At 52.2% G+C, this 23587-nt stretch carries 18 protein-coding genes; 11 read left to right on the top strand and 7 right to left on the bottom strand.

Annotated features, from left to right (window positions below):
- The first annotated feature begins 60 nt into the window (after positions 1-60).
- Entirely contained in the window at positions 61-789 is a 729-nt protein-coding gene (locus AEQ67_RS18420) for a metallophosphoesterase (RefSeq protein WP_059405258.1), read from the top strand.
- A 501-nt stretch (positions 790-1290) separates the two neighbouring features.
- On the opposite strand, the gene AEQ67_RS18430 is transcribed toward AEQ67_RS18420, so the two are convergent.
- Both AEQ67_RS18430 and AEQ67_RS18435 read right to left on the bottom strand, forming a co-directional pair.
- Positions 1291-2325 (bottom strand): AAA family ATPase, encoded by a 1035-nt coding sequence (locus AEQ67_RS18430; RefSeq protein ID WP_059405260.1) that lies wholly within the window; start codon positions 2323-2325, stop codon positions 1291-1293.
- Positions 2310-3872, bottom strand: coding sequence for an ATP-dependent nuclease (locus AEQ67_RS18435; RefSeq protein ID WP_059405261.1), 1563 nt, complete (start codon positions 3870-3872; stop codon positions 2310-2312). Before AEQ67_RS18435 ends, AEQ67_RS18430 begins: the two co-directional genes overlap by 16 nt.
- Positions 3873-4459: 587 nt before the next feature.
- On the opposite strand from AEQ67_RS18435, the gene moaA reads away from it, so the two are divergent.
- The 3 genes from moaA (at position 4460) to AEQ67_RS18450 (ending at position 7285) form a co-directional block, all read left to right on the top strand.
- Entirely contained in the window at positions 4460-5458 is a 999-nt protein-coding gene (gene moaA, locus AEQ67_RS18440) for a GTP 3',8-cyclase MoaA (protein ID WP_059405262.1), read from the top strand.
- Positions 5459-5463: 5 nt separating this feature from the next.
- Positions 5464-6363 (top strand): bestrophin family protein, encoded by a 900-nt coding sequence (locus AEQ67_RS18445; protein ID WP_059405263.1) that lies wholly within the window; start codon positions 5464-5466, stop codon positions 6361-6363.
- Positions 6364-6535: 172 nt separating this feature from the next.
- The gene (locus AEQ67_RS18450; RefSeq protein WP_059405264.1) at positions 6536-7285 is read left to right on the top strand and encodes a DUF6710 family protein; all 750 of its coding nucleotides are present in this window, start codon (positions 6536-6538) and stop codon (positions 7283-7285) included.
- Between the two features lie 44 nt (positions 7286-7329).
- Here AEQ67_RS18450 and AEQ67_RS18455 read toward each other — a convergent pair whose 3' ends face one another.
- From AEQ67_RS18455 to AEQ67_RS18470, 4 genes are all read right to left on the bottom strand, one after another.
- Positions 7330-7881, bottom strand: coding sequence for a 3'-5' exonuclease (locus AEQ67_RS18455; protein ID WP_059405265.1), 552 nt, complete (start codon positions 7879-7881; stop codon positions 7330-7332).
- A gap of 128 nt (positions 7882-8009) precedes the next feature.
- Positions 8010-8906 carry an AAA family ATPase gene (locus AEQ67_RS18460; RefSeq protein ID WP_059405266.1) on the bottom strand — a complete coding sequence of 299 codons (897 nt, stop codon included), beginning with the start codon at positions 8904-8906 and terminating at the stop codon, positions 8010-8012.
- A complete protein-coding gene (locus AEQ67_RS18465; RefSeq protein WP_059405267.1) occupies positions 8903-9394 on the bottom strand; it encodes an HORMA-1 domain-containing protein in 492 nt (163 codons plus the stop codon). The genes AEQ67_RS18460 and AEQ67_RS18465 overlap by 4 nt, the downstream gene beginning before the upstream one ends.
- Positions 9391-10335 carry a CBASS oligonucleotide cyclase gene (locus tag AEQ67_RS18470; RefSeq protein WP_059405268.1) on the bottom strand — a complete coding sequence of 315 codons (945 nt, stop codon included), beginning with the start codon at positions 10333-10335 and terminating at the stop codon, positions 9391-9393. Before AEQ67_RS18470 ends, AEQ67_RS18465 begins: the two co-directional genes overlap by 4 nt.
- A gap of 334 nt (positions 10336-10669) precedes the next feature.
- On the opposite strand from AEQ67_RS18470, the gene AEQ67_RS18475 reads away from it, so the two are divergent.
- The 4 genes from AEQ67_RS18475 (at position 10670) to AEQ67_RS18490 (ending at position 16998) form a co-directional block, all read left to right on the top strand.
- Entirely contained in the window at positions 10670-11488 is an 819-nt protein-coding gene (locus AEQ67_RS18475) for a helix-turn-helix transcriptional regulator (protein ID WP_236710366.1), read from the top strand.
- Positions 11489-11558: 70 nt separating this feature from the next.
- On the top strand, positions 11559-13076 hold the full coding sequence (locus tag AEQ67_RS18480) for a phosphorylase family protein (protein ID WP_059405270.1): 1518 nt from the start codon (positions 11559-11561) through the stop codon (positions 13074-13076).
- Between the two features lie 663 nt (positions 13077-13739).
- Positions 13740-15866: a TonB-dependent receptor family protein gene (locus AEQ67_RS18485; protein WP_059405271.1), complete on the top strand. Its 2127-nt coding sequence runs from the start codon at positions 13740-13742 to the stop codon at positions 15864-15866.
- A 148-nt stretch (positions 15867-16014) separates the two neighbouring features.
- The gene (locus AEQ67_RS18490; protein ID WP_152974870.1) at positions 16015-16998 is read left to right on the top strand and encodes a hypothetical protein; all 984 of its coding nucleotides are present in this window, start codon (positions 16015-16017) and stop codon (positions 16996-16998) included.
- A 292-nt stretch (positions 16999-17290) separates the two neighbouring features.
- Here the strand turns inward: AEQ67_RS18490 and AEQ67_RS33940 are convergent, their stop codons facing one another.
- Positions 17291-17773, bottom strand: a complete 483-nt coding sequence (locus AEQ67_RS33940) for a hypothetical protein (RefSeq protein WP_236710368.1) — start codon at positions 17771-17773, stop codon at positions 17291-17293.
- Positions 17774-18234: 461 nt separating this feature from the next.
- Here AEQ67_RS33940 and AEQ67_RS18495 point away from each other — a divergent pair, with 461 nt between their 5' ends.
- From AEQ67_RS18495 to fdnG, 3 genes are all read left to right on the top strand, one after another.
- Positions 18235-18594, top strand: coding sequence for a hypothetical protein (locus AEQ67_RS18495; RefSeq protein WP_059405273.1), 360 nt, complete (start codon positions 18235-18237; stop codon positions 18592-18594).
- Between the two features lie 380 nt (positions 18595-18974).
- Positions 18975-19448 (top strand): hypothetical protein, encoded by a 474-nt coding sequence (locus AEQ67_RS18500; RefSeq protein ID WP_152974871.1) that lies wholly within the window; start codon positions 18975-18977, stop codon positions 19446-19448.
- 1087 nt (positions 19449-20535) lie between these two features.
- Positions 20536-23586: a formate dehydrogenase-N subunit alpha gene (gene fdnG / locus AEQ67_RS18505; RefSeq protein WP_082377885.1), complete on the top strand. Its 3051-nt coding sequence runs from the start codon at positions 20536-20538 to the stop codon at positions 23584-23586.
- Position 23587 lies beyond the last annotated feature (1 nt).

The following is a 23587-nucleotide window of genomic DNA, read 5'->3' on the forward strand; positions in this document are numbered from 1 at the left end:
AAATTTTCGTGAGGCGAGTCCTACCTTTTCACCCACCTTTCTCAACGAAATGGCCTCGTGATGAAAGTTAAAATCTACTCGGATTTACACCTCGAGTTTGCGTCATTCGATCCTGTGTCGACTGATGCTGACCTGGTCATCCTTGCGGGCGATATTCACATAAAAGGTCGAGGCGTAGAGTGGGCCAACAAGACGTTCGACTGCCCTGTGCTGTACGTATGCGGGAATCACGAGTTCTATAAGGGGCATTTGGAACTCACGCTAATCAATATGAAAGACGGCGCCTTACCCCACGTTCATGTGCTGAACAACGAGGCGTTTTTGTTCAATCAGACGCGATTTCTGTGTGCCACTGCCTGGACAGATTATTCGCTGGACGGTGATGTAATCGCCGCAAAAAAGGAGGCTTGGTCGTGCATGAATGACTTTGTAGTCATCCGAACTGGAGGTGATTTTCGACGCTTGAGACCTGATGATCTGGCGTACGAATCAAGAAAAACGTATGCATGGCTGTCGGAGAAACTGGACGTGCCGTTTGAGGGTAGGACGGTAGTTGTCACTCACCATGCGCCAACGCCTTCAGCGCTATCGGAAAGGCTGGGCGGGTATCTAAATGCGGCTTATGCGAACGATTGGTCTGATCTGATGAGGAAGGCAGACGTATGGGTGTATGGCCATACCCATTTAGCGAATGATTACATTGAAAATGGCTGTCGATTGATCTCGAACCCAAGAGGTTATCCAGGGGAAGAGACTGGTTTCAACGCCGACTTTATCGTTGAGATTTGAGGGTTTAACCATTCGATATCGAATGGCGCACAGTCATCCTCGCAAACCTGGTGGATGGCTTTGCGTTCGCTTTCATCCTTTGAATCTGAATACTGATATTTGGGGGGAGGGATGTATTGGATCAAGACGTTTGGCGCCGACATGTTAGCCTTCAGGCTGCATAAGTTACCTACCGTTATCTTGCGTGCGCGTGCCGCGATCGCTGATCCGGACATCGTGGGTTACCTGCTGTGCGCATTGGAGCGACCTCCACGAATGACTGGGCCTTTGCTTTGTGACTCCGTGAGAAACTTCCCTGAGGGGTTACCCATTCATACTCCCTCCATTGCTCATCGATACCGTGTCGAGTATTACGACATCGTGGTGACAATTGATGGCGGCTCATACGTCGTCGCCCATTGGTTGCATGAGAACGGTGCCTTAGATCGATTCGATCGAGTCCACTGAGATCGTTTTTAGATGACGTGTTTTGATCACAAAAGACGCTTGCGAGAGCCCGCTCTATCCTATCTTGAAGGGCTTAAAAAGCTTGTCAGGTGCGATGTATAGCTTTCCGCGTGTCCGTGAGAAAGCAACGTAAAGCTTGTTTCTTGTCTGCGGATTGAGCGCGTCAAGGGAGAGTTTTTCGTAACTCTTCCAGTGGGTGGCGCCCAGTATCACGCACACGTCGTTGTAGTGGTCTAGCCCCTTGCTCGCCCCCCAATTGTTAGAGACACAGCCGTACTTGTAATGCTCTTGGTAGAACAGCTTTACGACGTTTAAATCCGCGTGCAGAGCGTTAGCCTCCGCCTGGGTGGAAAGCGGGATGATGGCGGTCTCATAGGTGTGCTGTGAGTGCATATCAATTTGCAGGTGTGTACGGATGAAGTCGCATATGGTCTGCCCACACCGCCAGCTCCGGCTCAATGTTTCCTTGTCGACGGTGACGCCTGCTTTTCGAAAGTGTTTTTCGTATTTGCTGATGTCGTTGTGCAGTGAGCTGTTCACGTTTCCATCACGACTGGTGTCAAAGGTGTGTTGGTAGAAATCACCGACGAACAGCATTTCGACCTTGGCCTTCGACAATGCCATCAGCAGGTTGAAGTCATGACCCGCAAGGTCTTGAACCTCATCGACGTAAAACTCATCGTAGAAGCGCTCCATACGCGCTATGACGTCAGGGATCGCCTCGGCAACCTCAATCAATTTAGCGAGTCGATTGTGATAGAGGTAGCCGTTTGGATTGATGTAGTAGTCCATATCGTCCCGCTTGAGTCTCAACGTATGGGCGGGGGGTATACGAAAGCTCATTCCTTCAGTCTCAAGGTGCACTTGTAGCTGAGGGCGATAGCAGAAGCTGTGAAGGAATGTGAAAAAGCTCAGGAGGTTGATGTTCTTCGGGACGTGACCGAACCGCTTGATAATGCTGTCGCGCAGATGGCGATAGTTGTTCTCCGTGTATGTCACTATCAACGCACGTTTTTCGAGGCTCAGGCGCTTCACCAGCAGGGTCGTTTTTCCTGACCCTGCGACAGCGAACATTACTCGTTTATCCATTGGATGGCCTCGACGATATAGGCCGGAACAGTGAGGTCGCCAGGCTTGCCCTTGAGCAGCTCAAATGCTGCCTCGGCCTTGTTGGCCAGCATGTACTCCAAGGGTGAAAGAGTTTTTCGTCTTGGCCCGAAAACGGTCTTGCAAGTTTCCACGTTGTCGTTGTGAAGCCCAATTTCGAAGGTGGAGCGGTCATTGTCCGGGTCAGCAAAGACTTTGGCATTGAACGACACGAAGTCGACGTAGTTTTCCACGCAGTTCTTCTGAAAATTCTTATCGTTGTCCCGTATCGCTGCGACCCGAATTCCCAGCAGGTTTGCGAGCTCCATGTATCGTTTGAAACTGGTACCACCGATGGAGATTATGTGAACGTCGTCGGCCTCTGGCAGACGCCCTTGTGTGCATTGCCTGTAGAACTCCTCGACCAGAATGAATTCGGCATCACCTTCAACCAGGATCACCTTCTTCGAAAGCGCGAACTCCAAAACATTGTTGTCTGGCGCTTTCATGAAGAACTCAGCGGTCTCCTCGGACAGCTCCTTAAGGGAGCCAGCAACTGCATTTGGGCCGATCAGAAGGGCGTGCCGAAGATCAAGCCTTGAGCAGATATGGCTGCTATGGGTGGCAATGAAAAGCTGTGTGCTCTTGTTCTGCGCCAGCTTGGCGACGAGTGCTTTCATGGACGAATGGCTGAGGTGGTTTTCAGGTTCCTCCAGGAGCAATACATCCAGACCTCCCTGTTTATGCTTGCTCAGGGCGAATTCAGTTTTAATGAAGCACTGTCTTCCCTTGCCATGATTCTCAAGCGGTATGTCGTCTTCGGTGATGATCAAGTCAGTTTCTAGATTCGATCGGGTGTTGCTGCGTACGTCGAATTGGTAGGCCGGCAGGTTAGCGTTGAGATCGGCCAGGTGTTGGCCTGTAAACGCTTGCTTTCCTTGTCGATACAAGTTTTCAAGTTTGTAGCGATTTTCTACCGGCGCGTTGAAAGCGTATACGGCTCTGGTGTATTCACGGGAGGCGTAGTCGCCATCGATTCGTGAGCTGTCCAGCATCAGGTGCTTGAAAGGGCGATTGAAAGCCGCATAAGGCCTGCCGGCGAACGTCTCAAATCGCACCGCGTAGTATTCGAAAGGGAAATTCGGATGAGCGTCTGCCAAGATGGCTTGTACTGCTTCGCCGTATTCACCCATGACCGCCACGATCATGCGCAGACCGTCAGTCTTGCGTTGATGGGCATTGTTGGTTCCATACAAGTTTTCATCATCACCTTCCTCGACGAAAACGTCGACTACCAGCTCGGGTAGTTTATCGAGGCTTTTGTCGCCTGCAAGGAAGTTGTCCACCGCTTCCTTGTTGAGCAGTGTTTCTACCCCTAGAGCTTCGATGCGGTTGCGACTTCCACCGAGGGCGAGATCTAAGGCAAGCAAAACGCTGCTTTTTCCCGCCTCGTTACCGCCAATCAGCACATTCTTCCAAGACTCAAAATCGAGGGTGAGACTTTTGAATTTTTTGAAGTTTTGAATGACCACTTTCCTGATGGTGTGCATGTCGCGCCCTGAGTTGGAAAATTCAAAAATGAGGGGGAGCACCTCAGTTGTAGCTGACCGGTATGATCGCGTACGCCTAGGCTGAGTGTTCTCAATGGAAACTAGCTTGGCCAAATGGCTGCGTCTAGCAGTTTCGGATGCTCGTCGAGCAGGTACAGTAGATGGCAATGACAGCAATTTTTAGGCATCTCACATCGACTTGAAAGGGGGCTGGGTGTGCGAGCTCTTACGAAGAGCAGTGAACAGTATTCGATCTGTGCGAGGGGATTTCTGCAAAATTAAACCTGCGATGCACGGTGAACTCACCTGCCTCGCTGGCTGACTTGGGCTTTCAGGAGCCTTTGAAGTTTTCGAGCTCACTGAAGAGGTTATCCCCAAGATCTTCGTCACTATTTGCTCACACAAGCTTCTGGTTTTCATTATTCTCGCCCGGTCGGATCTATAATAAATAGATCCATCATAGAGCCCGTCGATCAACCGGTTAGTAATAGTGATTGGACGTCCCGTCCCGCCGCACATAGCCTGCATTCAACAATTCCGTTGACCACGAATATTCATTCGAGGCGCGCGGTGTAGATGAGGATGCAATGTCGGAGCGAGTCTTGATAGATGGGTTCGACAGGCGCGTGGACTATTTAAGGATATCGGTCACCGATCGCTGCGATTTCCGTTGTGTGTATTGCATGGCCGAAGACATGCAGTTCCTTCCCCGGCAACGGGTACTGACCCTGGAAGAGCTGTACCAACTGGCTGAACGCTTCGTCGCGCTGGGCACCCGCAAGATTCGCCTGACTGGGGGAGAGCCGTTGATCCGCCCAGGCGTGGTGCAGTTGTGCCAGAAAATCGCAGCCCTGAGTGGTCTGCGAGAACTGTGTATGACCACCAACGGCTCACAGCTGACCAAACTGGCCGCTCCGCTGTTTGAGGCGGGGGTTAGTCGCCTCAATATCAGCCTTGATTGCTTGAACCCGCAACGCTTTCGCGAGCTGACCCGCACCGGCGATCTTGAGCAGGTGATCAAAGGCATCGACGCAGCCAACAAGGCAGGCTTTCGCAATACCAAGCTCAACTGCGTAGTGATGAAGGGGCGCAACGATCACGAGATTAACGACCTGGTGAGCTTCGCTATTGATCGGCAATTGGACATCTCGTTTATCGAAGAAATGCCCTTGGGCGCAATCGATGAACACAGCCGCGCGGAGTCGTTTTATTCCAGCGCCCAGGTACGAGAACGGATTGCGGAACGCTACACTCTGATCGAGTCAACCGAGTCGACCCAGGGCCCTTCGCGCTATTGGCGTTTGGCCGAAGCACCGCAGATCCGCCTTGGATTCATTTCACCCCACAGCCACAACTTCTGCGGCACCTGCAATCGGGTTCGACTGACCGTGGAAGGTCGTCTGATTCTGTGTTTGGGTAATGAGCATTCCGTCGATCTCAAAGCTGTATTACGCAGCCAACCCGGACACCCCGAACACTTGGAGAACGCCATTATCGATGCGATGAAACTAAAGCCTTATCGGCACAATTTTGACGTGAGCGATGACATTCAGGTTGTACGCTTCATGAACATGACAGGCGGCTGAAGACCATGATTGTCAGATCCAAACCCAATTTGATCGGAATTCTGACTTCGCTTAAGGGCTCAATCGCCAAAACAATTGCCTGGCGCGCCCTGATGGTCACGCTACTTGCTTCGGTCATTGTGCTCGTCGAAATGTCCCACCCGAGTTATTTTTCTAAGGTCAGCGCTACACCGTTCACCTTGCTGGGTTTGTCGCTCTCGATCTTCATGAGCTTTCGCAACAATGCCTGTTATGACCGCTGGTATGAAGCGCGCAAAGCGTGGGGTGACTTGCTAACAGAGATTCGCTGCATGACCCGCGAAACCCAGGTCATCAAGGATGAGGATGAGCGCCATAGCATCCTTAGCAACCTGTGCGGGTTCGCCCACGCCCTCAACGCCAAACTGCGTAAAGAAAATGAACTGGCAGCCAGCGGCGCCTGGCTCAACCCGTTGCCTAAGGACAACGCCGGCGACCTCTGTGGCGGGATTCTCATGCAGGTTGGCCAACAGTGTTCGACACTCGCCGAATCGGGCGCCATCAATGAATGGCGCTATACGCTGATGGCGAATCATTTGACAGGCATGACCCATATCCAGGCGACCTGTGAGCGTATTAAAAACACTCCGCTGCCGTTCCCATATACCTTGTTGTTGCATCGCACGATCTACCTGTTCTGCATCCTGTTGCCGTTCGCTATGGCCCAACCGCTAGGCTGGCTGACACCGATTTTCACCGCCATTGTCAGCTATACCTTTTTCGGTCTGGACGCGATTGCCGATGAACTGGAAGACCCATTTGGCCGCGATGAACACCAGCTACCTACGGATGCGCTCGTGCGAATCATCGAGCGTGATGTTTTAGCGGCCCAAGGTGCGACACATCTGCCACCACTCCTGGAGCCGGTAGATTTTGTTTTGAATTAAACGGCGACCAACCCGAGTTCTTTTCGGATCAATCTTAGAACGCGTGGCTTGCCGGTGAAAGCATCAGGTCATTCAGCATCGAATTAGGATGTGCCGGCTTCTTCGCGAGCAGTTACGCCCCGCTGAGGAGCTGCTCGCATGCTATTTTGTGCTCGAGAATTAAGGAAAATAAATGGAAGGATTTGAATTGCGATCACTGGCTCGCTTCGAGCGTTTGCTGAAAACGGCAACGCTGATCGCTGAAACCAATCCGCGTGGATTGGTTGATCTGGTGCGCGCCATTCTGCGTCCACTTCAATCTGAATGTCTGCTTGGTGTGGCAGAGCGCGGACAAGATGCTATGTCCACCATTGAGCCTGGAAAATTCTTCGGCGAAGCTATACGCGATCGAATGTTCACCCCAGATGGCATGAGTCTGCGTGGCACTAGATTGGAGGGCAAAGCATTTAGTGTGAAGCTGTCGCGTGATGCCGTGCTTCCTTGGGCTTGGGATGTTGGCCGTTATGTTAATGCTTTGGCGACCATCGGCTCGAGCAAAGCGGTAGACAATGGAAACCCGTGGAGTCAGGTGGATCAGGGGCCTTGGTGCCAAGACGAAAACCATCAGATAGAACTTTGGTTGCCGTGGGGCATCGGTTTTGTGAATGGAGGCAATCACTCCATCACCGCTGGAATACTAGGCGGGGAGGGTGAAGTTACCCCTGATTACGTTTTCGACATGAGTTTTTTGTTTGACGACCTTCGCTGTGATGGACGCTACTATCTGGAGAATGTCACGGGTGAAAGGGTGGAACCCGTCAAGGATGTACGTAGGGCGGCAGTCTTCGAGATTGGTAGAATGATGCGGGATATCAATTTCCCGGCGTTCAGGTCTGAACGTGAGCAGGCCCAGCCTTACAATCACCCCCACAAGTGGAGATGATTAGCAAATACGAATCTCAGAAGAAGCATGGATGATGAAGCGTTTTATTTGGCCATCACCTTCTTGCGAATAAGGTCGAACAGCTCAGCCTGATAAATTGCATCGTGCAGGGCGTCGTGATCCCCGGCGTTCTTTGGATGAACGACCTTTGCAATCTCACTTGAGCGAGTCATTTTCCAGGAGCAATCAGAAGCACCCAAGTACATCGACTTGATATCCAGCGCGGCGATGCCGAATGGATTCTCTTGCAGGAATTGATGGAAGTAGTAATTGACGAACCCCCAGTCGAAAGACGCGTTGAGCCCTACGAACACGACCGTTTCACCTTCGCCCGTCAACGAATCAACCCAAGCTTTAAACTGGGTCATCGCCTTTACCGGCTCAAGTCCCTCTTCGCGTAGCTTCTCTAAGGATAAGCCGGTGACCTCCATTGCTGCGGGGACAAACTCATCGGAAATGGGTTTCAGGTAGCAAGAAAACTGTTGGGAGGGGGCAGATACGACGCAGGCGCCTATAGACAGCATGCTGTATTTGCCAGGAATCGGGCCTGACGCCTCCACGTCGACCGAAACGAAAATTTCTTTATCGATTTTCATACACTCTCCAATTGAACTAAGGCTTTCGTAGATAGCAGACAGCGCATGAGTCAGAAACGCTCAATAGGAAAACGGTGAGCAGAGACCTCCACTCACCGCCCTGCGAGACTAAACCAGCGGTTGCGATGTCATTTATCTTCCATGACGGGAGACGGCCGCATCGCCAGCAGTGACTCTGTTAAATCCCTGAAGCTCAGCGCACGATCAGGGAAAGCCTTAGCCATTGCAGCAGGATAGAGACGGGTTCGAATGTCGGAGTATGTCCAGGCCGGTTGACCATTGCGCTCCCCAGTGGCAGCAGCAAGCTCAGTGAGCTGCTTATCCGAAAGGCCCAATCCCGCAAGATCCATGTTGAAAAGTGTTTTACGCTCGGCGGCATCGGGGCGGGTGAACTCCTCCACAATTGCTGCACGCCGGCGCAAGGCAGGATCCAGAACAGAGAGCCGGTTGGTGCAGAGGATGACCACGACTCGGCCGCCGTACTTGCGAAGCTCATCCACCCCTTGGATCAGGGTATTCACAGCCACTTTGTCTTCGTGGTGACTTTGACTTTGCGAACGGGAAGCTGCGATCGAATCCCCCTCATCGATGATCAGGATTGCGCGACGATTTTTTCCGGCAGCCGCTGTCACTTCTTCCCACGCCTGGGTCAGCAATGTACCCATTTCACCGACCTTGCCGGAGCCGCGAACACGGTTGCTCAGCTTGAACAGGACGGAGTCTTCGGTGCGCGATTCACGAACGATGCGGTTAGCAATGCACTCTGCTGTCGCCGTCTTGCCTGTACCCACATCACCATGAAAAATCACGAGCGGATACTGATCGCCGACGAGGTTGCAGATCGGCAAAACGGTGTTGTGATGAGTGTTGCTCCACTCCGACAGTTGGCCTTGGTTCAGCAGTAAACGGAGTTGATTGTGGATGCGTTCATATCGACCCTCAAAGCCCAGCAAGACCTGCTCGCGCTCGGTCAGCTGGCGTTGAGGCAGGTCGATCGCTGCATCGAATACGCTGTCTTTGCTCATGGGTTGTAGTCCTTGCGCTGCATACCGTAACCGTTACTGGAGTATTCACGACCACCGCTCTGATTCAGGGTGGGGTGACTGATATCGTCGTTGGATGGAGACCACGAAGCTTTCATTTTGCCAGCCATCTTCTCTCGCGCCGTTTGGTCGTAGGCCTTTTGAGGCGTGAGTACGATGCGAAGGTGAGCTCCCTCGATTTTTGGCCACCGTGCATTGCCCGGGCGATCATTGGCTAGCGACCCTGACTCATTGACATAAAACCGCGTTGCCTTCTGCTCGATGCCGTTGCTGATGAGGGTCAGATCGACGCAGTCCAGGTAGCCATGCTTGGCTAACAGCTCGATGTCATGGGCCCACTCCAGGGCGCGAGCTTCGGTTTCGGCGCCGCTGCTGGAAGCGATCATTACAAGGTCGGCAGTGAGGCGCCGCACGACTGCCTCGACGTCCGTGGTGGTGTAGGTTGAGGTTTGCGTGACGGTCTGGCTCATGCTGCATCCTCCACCTTGAAGGAACGGCCAAACAACTCCTTCCAGATCTCGAAGTCGTCCTCAACAGACGCGAAATGCGCGGTCTCCCAAGACTCCTCCGCGAGCCGTACGATTTCCTTGCGCTCGTCCTCAGTAATGCGGCTTGCCACGTTGTTCGTGTCGCAGACTGGGTCAAGGATCACAACAGGATCTGTGAAAGCGGATACCTTTCCGTTCTCCGCAAACGTGATGACTTCCTTCAGCCCGGACTCGACGATATACAGCAGGAAATCGCGAAACCGTTTTTCCAGCGAACCCTCTTTCCCATTCACCTCCAGCACATGGGCCATGATCAGTTCGATGTGGAAGGACTTGAGCGGGCACTCGACCTTGGTACGCCAACGTTTGGCCAGGCGCACCAAGGTGCGGAAGTCGGGATCGATATTCTTGCGATCCTTCACGAAATTGACCTGGCACGGTGCGCAGGTCTCGGTTTTCGAGCCGTCAAAACGGTCGAACTGCCAGCCGTAATTGGGTTTATCTGGGTTCTCAATGACTGGCACGATGTCGACGTCCAAACCGGTACCCACGAAGGTCACGGTCGCAGCCTTGCGCTGAATCTTGAAGTCCTCGACCGCCTTGGTCGGATACAGCTTGATCAGGGCCTCGTGGATCTTTTCACTCAGGCTTGAGAAGGATTCTTCGTCCACCTTTTTACCGCTGATGTAGAACACTACATCGACATCAACAGAATCCTCTGACGTCTTGCGAAGGATCGTATGCTTGGCGAAAGAACCAGCCTTCACCACGCGCTTGATGCTGATCTTGTCCTGCTCCTTCAGCTTTTCACGCAAAGCGGCGATGAGACGGTTGACCTGAGCGTTGTAAGTTTCACGTTTATCCTTCGGCAGCCGCAGAACGTTGCTGTCGTAATACCTGACCTGCGTATTGGTAAGTGGCATCTGCCGCTCCCCCTAGAAATAGTTGAGATAAATGCAACAGCCTTCTTACCAGCAGCTAAACCCGTGCCGACGGATAGAGGGCGAACAATTCGTACCCCCTGGTACGCATCATTCAACGGATCCTTCCGCACTCCTTACAAGGCACCGCAACGGGTGACAGGGTGAAATTGCGCCAAACAGCTGGCTAGCGTATTATTAATATACGCATAGTTTTTATATGTAGTCTAGTTTTTATACGCTATCGAGGTTCGACATGACAAACGACTCCAAACCCACGGACGACCAACCCGCTAGCAAGGGACGGCAGGGAGCACGTTGGGGGCAGGAGCGCCGCTTGGAATTCATCGACTATCGGTTGCGGTGGGATGGGCAAATCAACCGCAGCAGTCTCACTGACTTCTTCGGTATTTCGGTGCCGCAGGCTTCGCTGGATCTGACCGAGTACGCGCAGCTGGCTCCTGGCAACTTGGAATACGACATGCGAGCGCGGGTGTACCGGGCGACAGGTTCATTCCATTCAGTCTTTGAGGCCAGCTCGTTGGAGCGCTATCTCGAAGACCTTTTACGCGTCGCCGTTCAACCAGAAGTACCGTACGGAAGTTTCCTGGGATGGCATTCTCCCGTCGCTGGCGTTCCGAGGCTTGGGCGTCGGCTTGATGCAAACATTGTGGGAGAGATACTGCGAGCCATTCGCGAGTGCGGATCAGTTGAAGTCACCTATCAATCCATGAGTGATCCCGAAGGCGGTGAGCGCAAACTGACCCCTCATGCCTTGGTGCACGACGGCTATCGTTGGCACGTGAGAGCGTACTGCCACAAACGCGAGGATTTCAGGGACTTCTCTTTATCGCGTATTAGAAACGCTCAAAATGCTGGCCCAGATCAAGAGCGTAGCTCTATGGATATTGCATGGAACAGAACGGTCGAGGTCGTCATCATCGCCCACCCGGATCTGCGTCCCGCTCAGCGTCGTCTCATTGAAAGTGACTACGCAATGATGAATGGAGAGATACACGTGGCGTGCCGGCAGGCGTTGCTGCATTACATGCTTTTCCAGCTGAATCTGACAGATGCTCAGGCTGGGCAACGGCCCGAGGCCTTGCAGCTAGCGTTAAAAAATCGGGATGAGATTCTTTCCCTGCTTCAGCCATAACGGTTCCACATCAGCCACCACCCACCACCCACCACCCACCATTCACCACTCAGCAACTGGAATTGTCACGATGGCAAATCTCGAAAATGAATTCATTCTGATTGCAGGCAGCATCTACAAAAAGACAGAAAAGGCCTTCGTTGATCGAGCGCACAACTTCACTCGCGCACTAACCAAGAGCATCCTGGATGCTGAGGGTGGATTGGTTGTCTACCTTGCTGGAGAGCCTCTCAATGAAAGCGGAGACCCGCTGACCTTCGACTGGACAGTTGTGTATGAGGCCGAAAAACTGTCGGCAAACTACGTACCGGCTCGCCAGCTGAAGATCATCACCTCTGATCTTGCTATGCGAGAGAAAATGACCGAGGAGAAACGAAAGCTGATCCGCCGCCTTGGGGCGCTGAAGTTTGCGGAAATCATCTATGTGGAGGATGACCTCATCACCGGTGGCAACATTGGGGATGAGCAAGTAGAAGTCGCCACCGCCATGATCGCTCTGGGTGGGGGTAAGGGCGTCTCAGATCGCGCACGCAAGATGTCCAAAAGAAAGCTTCCTATTCTGCCGTTTGATCTGCAGTTAGGCGGTTTCAGCGACGACGGCCAAGGTGCCCTTGGCTTGCGTGGAAACTTTCTGAGGGATCCTCTATCAATGTTCCCCGTCACAGGTGAGCAGGTGAAAAGAGAGCTGGATGTCCTGTCGCTGCAGGAACCCATATTTGGGTTGAACGAACTGGCGGAGCGGTCTGTCAGTCTCTTCCAGGCGGAGCGGGAGGCCGAGCAGGCTTCGCGTACGCCTGATGTGTTGATCCTCACAGCACTATCCGTTGAACTCGCTGCCGCCAGACTCGCATTCGGCATTCAGGATGGAACCCCGCACCGTCGCTCCGCAAACAGCATTCACTTCTGGACTACGGTCGTTGAAAAGCCGGGTGGCCCTGTTTCTTGTGCTGTCGCTTCACTCGGCAGCGCCGGTAATGTGAACGCCGCATCAATCACCACCCAGCTCCTGTCAGAGTTGAAGCCAAAAATGGTGTTGATGATGGGCATCGCGGCCGGCATGCGGACAAAGACGGTGTTGGGGGAGGTCGTTATTTCTGAGCGCGTTGTCTACTACGAAGGTGCTGCCGCACTGGCGGATGGCGTTTTAGCTGCACGCCCGGAGATGCAAAAGCCCGGGATGTCCATACAACAGGATCTCAGCACCTACTTCTCGGGAGGGTTATTGTCCGAGCGCCTTCAGGAGCGAGCGACGACTCTCGGATTTACCATGCCGGTCGAGTCTCCTGCCGGCGAAGTAGCTTCCAAGCTTAAAGTTTCACCCGCGACGATTGCATCCGGCGAGAAGCTCATTCGTGACCCTGAACTATTTGCTAGCCTCAGGTCGCAACATGACAAGGTCTGCGTTGCTGAGATGGAAGCCTATGGCGTGGTCGATGCCTGCGAAAAGCAAAATGTGCCCGCCTTGGTCATCCGTGGCATCAGCGACTTTGGAGACAGCTCCAAAGACAACACCTTTCACAAAGTGGCTTCGGAGGCCGCTGCCATCGTTGCCATTGACTACATAACTCATGGGTGGAGTCGCACGTAAAACGAGATAGAAAATTTGCTCTGCACCGCTGACGCCGTAAGCGCCCTGATGATCCACCAGGGCGTGATCGATGCAATTGAATACGCGTAGCAGTCCGTCTCACATGTTCAATCTTGGGTGGGCAAAACCCAGCCTTTCATCTCAGTTCAAAATAAGCTGACCTTTCTCATTTTTTCCCCCTGTCCGTTGAACTATACTCGGCCGCTTTCTTAATTTGAGCCGCAAGATATCCCGCGATACACAGCTGCTCTAGCAGCCAGAACGCCTTCTCAACATTGAGCAAGAATACCCGCCATCAAGACCAGGGCATGGATGTTTACGGTCATCATTCACGCAACGTTTTATGTTTGGTCAACGACTAGTTTCCTGCAGAGATTGTCAGGCTAAGCGACGCTCGTACCTTGTCGTGTCATTGCGCTTAAGACAATAGCCATCGGTTGCGCAATGGGTCTTCCCCCACGCAAAAGCTAGCCCAAGCCGCCGCCTGGAATCTCAGTGGGAGGCGTGACCAACAGACAACTACCTCCAGCTCTATCGTTGACGCTCTGGCGGTAAGCGATACCCGCTCAACGGGCTAAAAGCCAATTTGCCATATCGTTCATTCGTTCTTTCATACGTCGCACCTTGCGCTGCGAGTTCTTTTTTACGTCTGGAGTTTTATCGATGCCTTTGTCCAAATCCCTGCCCACTGCATTGCTGAGCCTGGCCCTTGCTTGCCCGGCCGTTGTAGAGGCCCAGAGTATGGAGCTGGGGCTGGTGCTGATCGGCGCTGAGGATCAGAGCGGTGAAGACGCGTCGATCGAAGATGCTGAGGCCCGGCTTGGCCAGGTACCTGGCGGTACCAATGTGGTTGATATGCGTCGTCCCCTACAGGGCCGTGTAGCCAGCAACCAGGATGTGCTGGCCTATCAGCCGGGCATCTATGCCCAGTCTGCGGGGAATGAAGGTGTGAAGATTTCGATCCGAGGCTCAGGGATCAACCGTGCGCCGGGCGCGCATGCTTCGGGGCTTTACGCCATGCTCGACGGTCTGCCTCTGACTGGCCCTGGCGGCACGCCCTACGAATTGCTAGAACCGCTGTGGCTCGACCACGTGGAAGTGCTGCGCGGCGCCAACGGTTTCGACAGGGGCGGCCTGGCGTTGGGCGGGGCGATTGATTACATCAGCCACACGGGATACGACGCACCCAAGTTGCAGGTGCGTTACGGGATGGGCAGCCACGGTTATCAGCAGCGTCAGGTGAGCTCTGGACAGGTGCTGGGCAACTTCGACTATTACGTGGCCACGACCGACGCACAATCCGATGGCTATCAGGATCACACAGCCAGCGAAAGCCAAGGCGTCATCGCTAACTTCGGTTATCGCTTTAATCCGAATCTGGAAACACGCTTTTACATACGCTACCGCCAGACCGACAACGAATTCGCTGGGCGGGTAACCAAGGACTCCATCGAGCATCATCCACGAGCGGCCAACCCCGCATACGTATCGCGAGACGACAGTCGTAAACAGCCAGGCAGCACGTTTGTCGGCAACAAGACCACTTACTACATCGATGATGATTCGAGCATCCAGACGGGCCTTGTCTATCACGACTACCCCATGGACTTACGTGAGGGGCACAACCGTCTGAAGGTTGCGTACACCGATGTCAGTGGCACATTTGACTACAAGCGTCGCGACACCGTTTGGGGCCTGGAAAGCCAGAGCACCATCGGCCTTCGTGTGACCAAGCATCTTCCGAACGATGGCGCCAGCGAGCTCGTGCGCATCCCTACCGGTAACACTGCCGGCTACACGCCCGGCACACACATGCGCAACTTCACGTACCAGGGTTCGGACACTGTCCTGCATGTGGGCAATGATCTGGAGATCGCCGATGACCTGTGGCTGACGACTGGCATCGCCGCCATTTACACCCGTCGTGAAAATGCCGTGACCTATCCAGAGGGAGGTGGAAAGACTAGCCTCAGCGACTGGGACTACGCTCCTCGACTGGCCCTGCGTTATCAAGTGAATCCTGAACTGCAACTGTTCGGCAGCGTCAGCCGCTCGGTCGAGGCACCACACCCCTGGTCTCTGAGCTATAGCTCCCACATTCGATTCCCGGCCGGCAGTGGCGCAGCCACAGGCTCTCAGAGTGATCCGATCAAGCTGCAAAACCAGACAGCCACCACTCTTGAAATCGGCGGACGTGGGGAAAGCGCGATAGGGCACTGGAGCCTGGCCTGGTATTTCGCCCAGGTACGCCACGAATTGCTGTCGGTGTTGCCGGATGCCAACGCCATCACGCCGTATGAACTCAACGCCAGCCCGACCGTCCACCAAGGGGTGGAAGCCAGCTTGGAAACCAACCTATGGTCGCCGGCCAACGGCGGTCAATTGAGCTTGCGCCAAAGCTATACCTTCAGTGACTTCCATTACCGCGATGACGACCACTTCGGCGACAACCGCCTGCCGGGTCTGCCAATGCACTACTACCAAGGCGAACTGCGTTATGACTGGTCTCAGGGTTTCTTCGCTGCGTTCAACACGCAGTTAGTGTCCAAGGTGGCAGTCGATTACGCCAACAGCTACTACGCCTATCCTTACGCGTTGTTCGGCGCAACGTTGGGCTACAACGCGCCCAAGGGTGACTGGCAGACGTGGCTCGACATGCGCAACCTGACCAACAAGCACTATGCCGCCACCGTCACGCCGGGTTACGACGACAAGGGATTGGACGCGGCACGCTCTACGCCAGGGGAGGGAATAGCGATGTATGTCGGCGTGTCGTGGAGTCTGCTCTGAGTCCTTGGCGTATAGCCAAAAGAGGTTTCGTTGATGCGGCGTTACTAATGCTCTCTCACGCATCAACACAGTAACGTTGTTCCAGCTCCTTCATGGCAGTTCGTCATGTTGGTTTGTCGTTGAATTTATAGTTTGGTGGGCCGCGTAGATGGGCATTGAAGTTTTGATTAAGAGTGAATTGACACGACGCGAAGCTTTTTTGAACGCGAAAGGGTCGCTTCGGGAAAGAGATGCAATGTCTATGCAGGGGATCGCGATGCCCACGCTGCCTCCAATGCCGGAAGGGGCCTTGGAGATTCCTGGTGAGTTTATAACCGCAGCCGTTTCAGCAAAAATTTACCGAATGATCGGCAGTGCATACGGGACGCGGGCAGCTCAAAGAGCCCTTGCTGAGCAACCAGTGACGGCTGCAGGTATCGAGGAGGCTAGAGAATACGTTTCGTCGCTAATGGATGTTGACCTCTCCACAGTAATGGTCGAAGTCGTACCAAATTCAAAATGGGGGGATTCAGGCGCTGAGGGAATTCACTTCAAAGCAGGTCTCGACCAGCATCTGATTGTGATGCCGTCATACGTTGCCTCTGCGATAGAGGTCTTGGTTCATGAATTTGGGCATGCGGCTCATGCCATCAAGCAACGACAGAATGGGGAATACCCATTTTTCTTTACCGCCGACAGCACAGTGGAATTGATATCCCATTATTGTCAGTACCATTACATCGTAGAAAGGCTTTCACGGGATCACCTACTGATTGCATTAGGACAACTGACCACGGCGAGTTACGCGTTATCCATTCAAGCTTCTGGCACCAAAGATTTCGATCACTATGAAGCCTCCGGAGCAGCAGCCGAGCCATTGCGCAGCATGTCGATTGATATGTTGCAAAGCACTCACGCGGCATTTTGCGAAAATCAAGCGTATTACTTCAGCGAGGTTTTTCGAGGAATTTCCTTGATGCTCGCCTTGCTGTTGCTCGACGAGAACGAGGGGATGAGACGCTATGCTAGTCTTGACCGTGTGGATAGACGTCTTCAAGACAAACTCTCCGATGCCTTTGCGGGCAAGGATGCCTTGATGTCTTTTTCAAAAATAAACGAACGGATAGAGGAACTGCTCGAGCGTTGTTCCTAACGTTTAATCGTTGTTTGATGGACAGCTTTCTACGATTGATAGCACGCACAGATGTTTTCCCCGTGGTTCTCGTGCGGCTGATTAGCGGCGGGAATTGCAGTAAATCTTGGTACGCTGTTCTACAAGCGGCAGCAACAAATCGTCGCTCGGGGTCGGTGGAGATTTTTATCGAGTGGACGCGCCGAGGTGATTGATCAGTGCCTCTTGGAGGGTGCCACTCGGGTCATCGTTCATCCGCATAAAACACTCACAGTGTCGCGGCGAGATTACGTGATCATTTGTTCAATTAAACTCAATTTTGCCAAGCCTTCCTGTGTTCCATCACGTGCTGGATTTCACGCTCCCATAGCCTTAGAAAACGACGCCAATCGCTGGCATAACCGCCCTCACGTAGACGAGTCGAACCCACGGTCGCTGCTCCAAATCGCATCCTCCAGGGTTCGGGAACGTGCTGGTCAAGTACGATCACAAATGGATAACCATCGCTTCCTTCAAACGGAGTTACTGGCACATGTTCGCGCAGCTCCTCAATCGTCATTGCACAGGCCTCGCCAATCGGATGCTCTCGATCTTGAACATCGATGTCTTTGAGCACAACCAGTTGTGCTTGAGCTGCTTCAGCGCCGGGTCGTAAGTTCTCCAGGCACCATAGGGCTTCCCGTCGTGCGCGCTCGCGATGCCAGAGGCTTTCGAGGCGAGTATCCATCAGTGTTCCGGTCACGTTAGGTTTTTTCCATTGATCATCTTTAGAAGCTGCATAGTTTGCGCGGAACATATCAACGCAAACGGATTACTCACTTGCATTGACACAGAAGATCGCGGCATTTCCAAGCGTGTTTTCATCTGCTGATCGACAAGGAACGAGGCCCACGAAACAGCCCCGTGAAAATATATTTTCATGACTCCCCTTGAAAAAAATTTGACGCGACGGATCTTTATATTTGAGGGCAACAGAAAAGCAGCGATCTCGAAGACCCTCCTTTTTGCGATCCCGTTTGAGAAGCGATGTAGGTTTTACCGTGGCTGTTGCATTTGTTTTGCGCTTTTTCTTGCGAATTATCTGGATGAACGCCGACGTAAGGCGGCCCATGGGGCATGGGAAAGTCGCTCACCTTTGTGGCTGAAAGCCACTGCTTTCCGGTTTGATATCAAAAACCTGTTCACCAGTTTTTGAAGAAATACCCGTTCCGGACAATATCTGGATAGGACTGAAAGCACACGATCGCTGGAGTAGGAATGCACAATGAGCTGCTAGAAACACAGGTCTGGCGATTGGTGCAGCAGTCAAGTGACGCCAAAACGTTTGAAGGCTTGGTTCAGTTGGCAGTGGACAGCTTCATCAGATCCCCTGGACTCGACCCGCTAGTGCGATTGCATGAGTCAGATATCGGACTGTCAGGGATCCAGGTTTTGCGTGATGCGCTGTGTCGCCGAGATTTTCATATCAAATTGACGGCTGATGTTTCCGGCCTCGTAGCGCTGAGGCGCCGCCTCAAAGACCATATTCGTTTTGAGTTGCAGCGGTATCTCATTGAACACGGCAAGGCGAATGACGAGATGCAGGCCGATCAGCTTGATAGAGATTTAGGGCTGTAACGCGTACAGCACGTTTTTGGCCATTGCGCGCGATCCAACCAGTCATTGAAATTCAAATTCGTGATCTCATGCTTTTCGCTTGAAATTGATGAGCGATGAGCTGCAATGCTCAAAGTTTATCCTGAGCATAGGAGTGGGCAGCGCTGCAGCGCCTTAATGCGACAAACATGGCATGAATATGCCATGTAACGCCCGTTGGTTCTGTCCACAGATCCTGCGATGTATAAAACGGATCAAGAATAGGGTGCACCTGAGTATTTTAATGTCTCTGTAGGTCGAATATCGTGGGTAGATGTCTTGAAATCGCTTGACCAAAGGCGCAAGCAGCGTCGAGTGATTGAAGCTCGACGCAAAATTACGTAGAGCTAGGGCTGATTTTAATGAGTTGGGAAAGAGAGTTGCAAGAGCATTATCGTAAGAAGGGCATGATTGAGCAGGGTTATGAACGGGATGAGATTGACCGCTTTTATTCAAACGTTGTACTGCCAGCTTTTGAGGATATCAAAACGATCCTCTCGCAGTTTGTAAATTCGGTGCACATAAAGCGGTACGCATACAAAGCAAATTTACGATTCAACGAAAAAGAGATCAGAAAATCCGTTTTTCGGGTAGAGGTTTCTCTCAAAGGAAACGAAGTGGTTTTTCCGTTTGAACTAAATGACATGTATGCATTCGGTTCGCGCGTACCCGTTGATCGACTTGATGCGTTGGATAAGGGATTTATTATTTTTAATTTCATGGAGTTTTTTAAGCTTCGGGAACAAAAGATAGTCGAGCATCGCTTGGCGAATCGCGAAATCCCTAAAAATTATTGGAAGGTAAAAAGTAAAACGTCTTATGGTGCTGATTTATAAGGTGGGCGCCGTTGGCTTGTTGCATGCATGAAAGGATTTGTAATCTTGATTAAAGAATTTTTTGTATAGTAACTTACGTCCATCGCCTAATCATTGTGGCAATCCTAGATGCATATCTCACCCAAATATAGATGTGCGGTTTTGGATGCGTCAATTGATCATGGTGATGGACGTGCGGCATCAGTCTCTCACCTAAGGGGGGGCGCAAAATGAGCTCATTTGTTTGGCAGAGACTCATAGGGACTTATGAGTTCTTCTGGATTGAAGCTTTTCTTTGGCCATGGGGCATTGAGGGTCAAGTCAAACTCTAGATGGTTTAACTTTAATAGGTTGGCAATGCACTTATCAGGTGGCGTGGCATATTTTGGCCATTGGTTAAAGAGTTTGCGTGCAATTGCAAGTGCTTGTTGCTCAGTTTGGCCGATATAGATTTAACAGATTTTAGGTAGTCCGTAAGTGAATCTTGTAGGAAGGCATAATTTCTCCAAATACAGTCACTTGGCATGAAAACTTTGAAGGCTCCTCCCAGAACCGTTTCATTGTTTGATCGAAAGGAGCCATCAAGTGATTGGCTTTTCCTTTTAACAAGAGCTCAGTTGGGCGGAACAAACGGAAAATTATTCAATTTTCGTCTCGCGCCGATGAAAATTATCGCAAGGTCTAAGGTGTTTTTCTATCAAAATCGTAGACTTATGTCTTCCTGCGCTGTTCATCTTCACGAAATTCAAAAAACCGGATCAGTTTCTAGCAGGAACTGCACCTTTTGTTGGTTTTTAGCAGGTGGTAGCATTTGCGTACTCGGAGTACCCACAATTCAAACGGATGTACTAAAACCGATTTGACGCCTAAAACATAAAGGCCGGAGAGACGTCTTTGTTGCTACCAAAGGTGCCGAAAAGACATGTTTTATAGGTAGAAAACCTATCTAAGATCCTAGCCGTGTATCGGATTTAGCTCTGCACAACATAATAACGCGCACATAAAGCGTGTCACTGAGAAACAACCGTTAAAATGAATCATAAGTTTATTTTCTAAACGTGTTCGATTCTTCTTTCTCGGTGAGGCTAGTGGGTGTTGAGGAAAGATTATGCAAGTTGGTCGGCGACAATTTTTCAAAATTTGCACCGTCGGGGTCGCGACAGCGGCGGCGGCTTCTTTAGGGTTTGCTTCGGGTGTGGCATTAGCCACCGAGTCCAGGCAATACAAGTTACTTCGAGCTAAAGAAACTCGAAATAACTGTACATATTGCTCGGTCGGATGTGGGCTATTGATGTACAGCCTCGGTGACGGCGCAAAAAATGCCAAAGCACGTATTTTCCACATCGAAGGTGATCCTGATCATCCCGTAAGCCGTGGTTCTCTGTGCCCTAAAGGCGCAGGCCTCATCGATTACATCCACAGCGAGCAACGTCTACAATACCCTGAATATCGAGCTCCCGGTTCGGATCAGTGGCAGCGAATCAGTTGGGAACACGCCATTGAGCGCATCGCGCGTTTAATGAAGGATGATCGTGACGCCAACTTCATTGAACGCAATGCGAAAGGCACCTTGGTCAACCGCTGGTTGACCACCGGAATGCTGTGCTCTTCTGCAGCCAGTAGCGAAACAGGTTCTCTCGATCAACGCTTCACTCGTGCCTTGGGAATGCTGGGCACTGACAGCCAGGCGCGGGTGTGTCATGCGCCAACGGTGGCGGCTCTCGGGCCTACGTTCGGTCGAGGTGCGATGTCCAACAACTGGGTGGACATCAAAAACGCCAACGTTGTCCTCATCATGGGAGGGAATCCTGCCGAAGCCCATCCGGTTGGTTTCAAGTGGGTGATTGAAGCTAAAATCCACAATGGTGCCAAAGTCATCGTGGTCGATCCCCGTTTCAATCGTAGTGCTGCCGTTGCAGACATCTACTCGCCGATTCGTGCGGGCTCCGACGTGACCTTCCTGATGGGGGTAGTCAATTATCTCATCACCCACGACAAGATTCAGCACGAATATGTACGAGCCTATACGAACGCCAGCCTAATCGTGAAGGAAAGCTACTCCTTTGATGATGGGTTGTTCAGTGGTTACGACGCGACGAAACACGCCTACGACCGCAGCTCCTGGACGTATGAGCTGGATGAACACGGCTTTGCTAAACGCGATTTGACGTTGAGCCATCCGCGTTGCGTGTGGAATCTGCTCAAGAAGCATGTCAGCCGTTATACGCCCGAAATGGTGACTAACGTTTGCGGCACACCGACTGCCGATTTCCTTAAAATCGCCGAAATTCTCGGCGAAACAAGCGCTCCCAATAAAACCGCCACCTTCCTCTATGCTCTCGGCTGGACGCACCACACAAACGGTGCGCAGATGATTCGTGGGTCGGGCATGATCCAAATGTTACTAGGTAATATTGGTATGGCAGGGGGCGGAGTCAACGCATTGCGTGGCCATGCAAATATTCAGGGCTACACCGACTTAGGGCTGCTTTCACTGCGTCTACCTGGGTACATGAATCTGCCGTCGGACACACAGACAGATATCCATACGTACCTTAAAGAAATCACGCCCGCTGCGCAGTTGCCTGACCAGGTCAATTACTACAAGAACATGCCAAAGTTCTTTGTAAGCCTAATGAAAAGTCTTTGGGGCGATCACGCAACCAAAGAAAACGACTGGGGCTTTGATTGGCTGCCGAAGTGGGATGAAAGCTATGACGTTCTCAACTTCAGCAACCGCATGTTCGAAGGCAAGGTCAATGGTTACATCGCTCAAGGCTTCAACCCCATCGCCGCCTTCCCGGACAAAAACAAAGCCAGCGCCGCGTTAGCCAAATTGAAGTTCTTGGTGATTATCGATCCTCTGGCGACCGAGACCTCGAGCTTCTGGAAGAACCACGGAGAGTTTAACGACGTCGACACCGCGTCAATCCAAACAGAAGTGTTCCGTCTCCCATCGTCTTGTTTTGCTGAAGAGAATGGGTCGATCGTCAATTCTGGACGATGGTTGCAATGGCACTGGGCGGGCGCCGCTCCTCCAGGCGAGGCTTGGCAAGACGGGCGGATTCTCGGTGAATTGTTCATGAAAATCCGCGAACTCTATGAGAAAGAAGGTGGGGCAAACCCAACACCTGTTCTCAACATGGCGTGGAACTATAGTGATCCATTGGAGCCGCAGCCGGAAGAGGTGGCTAAGGAGTTCAATGGCTATGCGTTGGCAGACCTCCACGACGAGCACGGCAACCTGACTCGTCGTAAGGGGCAATTGTTAGACGATTTTTCCCAGCTTAAGGACGACGGTACGACTGCGTGTTTCAACTGGGTGTTTTGCGGTTCCTGGACGGAACAGGGCAACCAAATGGCGCGCCGAGATAACACCGATACTGGTTTAGGCTGTACCCCTGGCTGGGCTTGGTCATGGCCGCAGAATCGACGGATTCTCTACAACCGTGCTTCCGCAGATCCTCAAGGAAAACCTTGGGATCCCAAGCGCAAGGTAATCAGTTGGGACGGTGAGCGCTGGAGTGGTATTGACGTACCTGATTACCCTATCCACGAGCCACCCGGCGGCAACGTCAATCCGTTCATCATGCTTCCGGAAGGGCTTGGACGCTTGTTTTCCTGCGCTGAGATGAATGACGGGCCGTTTCCAGAGCATTACGAACCTATTGAAAGTCCCTTGGTGAGTAATCCATTGCACCCTAACGTTACGTATAGCCCGACCGCACGGTTGTACGAAAGCGACCGAATTCGGATGGGTACACGTGATGAATTTCCTTATGTGGCGACGACCTATTCGATCACCGAGCTTTTCCGTCATTGGACTAAGCACTCGCGCATTAACGCGATCGTCCAGCCCGAACAGTTCATCGAAATCGGTGAAAAGCTGGCCGCCGAAAAAGGCATCGTTCAAGGAGACACAGTAAAGTTGACAACCAAGCGTGGCTACATCAAAGCCAAGGCCGTTGTTACTAAGCGCATTCGGCGTTTGGCCATCAACGGACAAGAAGTCGACACCATCGGTATACCTTGCCATTGGGGCTATGAAGGCTCTACACGCAAAGGTTTCCTCGCGAATACGCTAACTCCAGGCATCGGTGAGTCCAACACACATACGCCTGAGTACAAAGCGTTTCTTGTCAACATAGAGAAGGTCTAGC

It is taken from the genome of Pseudomonas sp. RIT-PI-q (assembly GCF_001297125.1).
Classification (GTDB): Bacteria; Pseudomonadota; Gammaproteobacteria; order Pseudomonadales; family Pseudomonadaceae; genus Aquipseudomonas.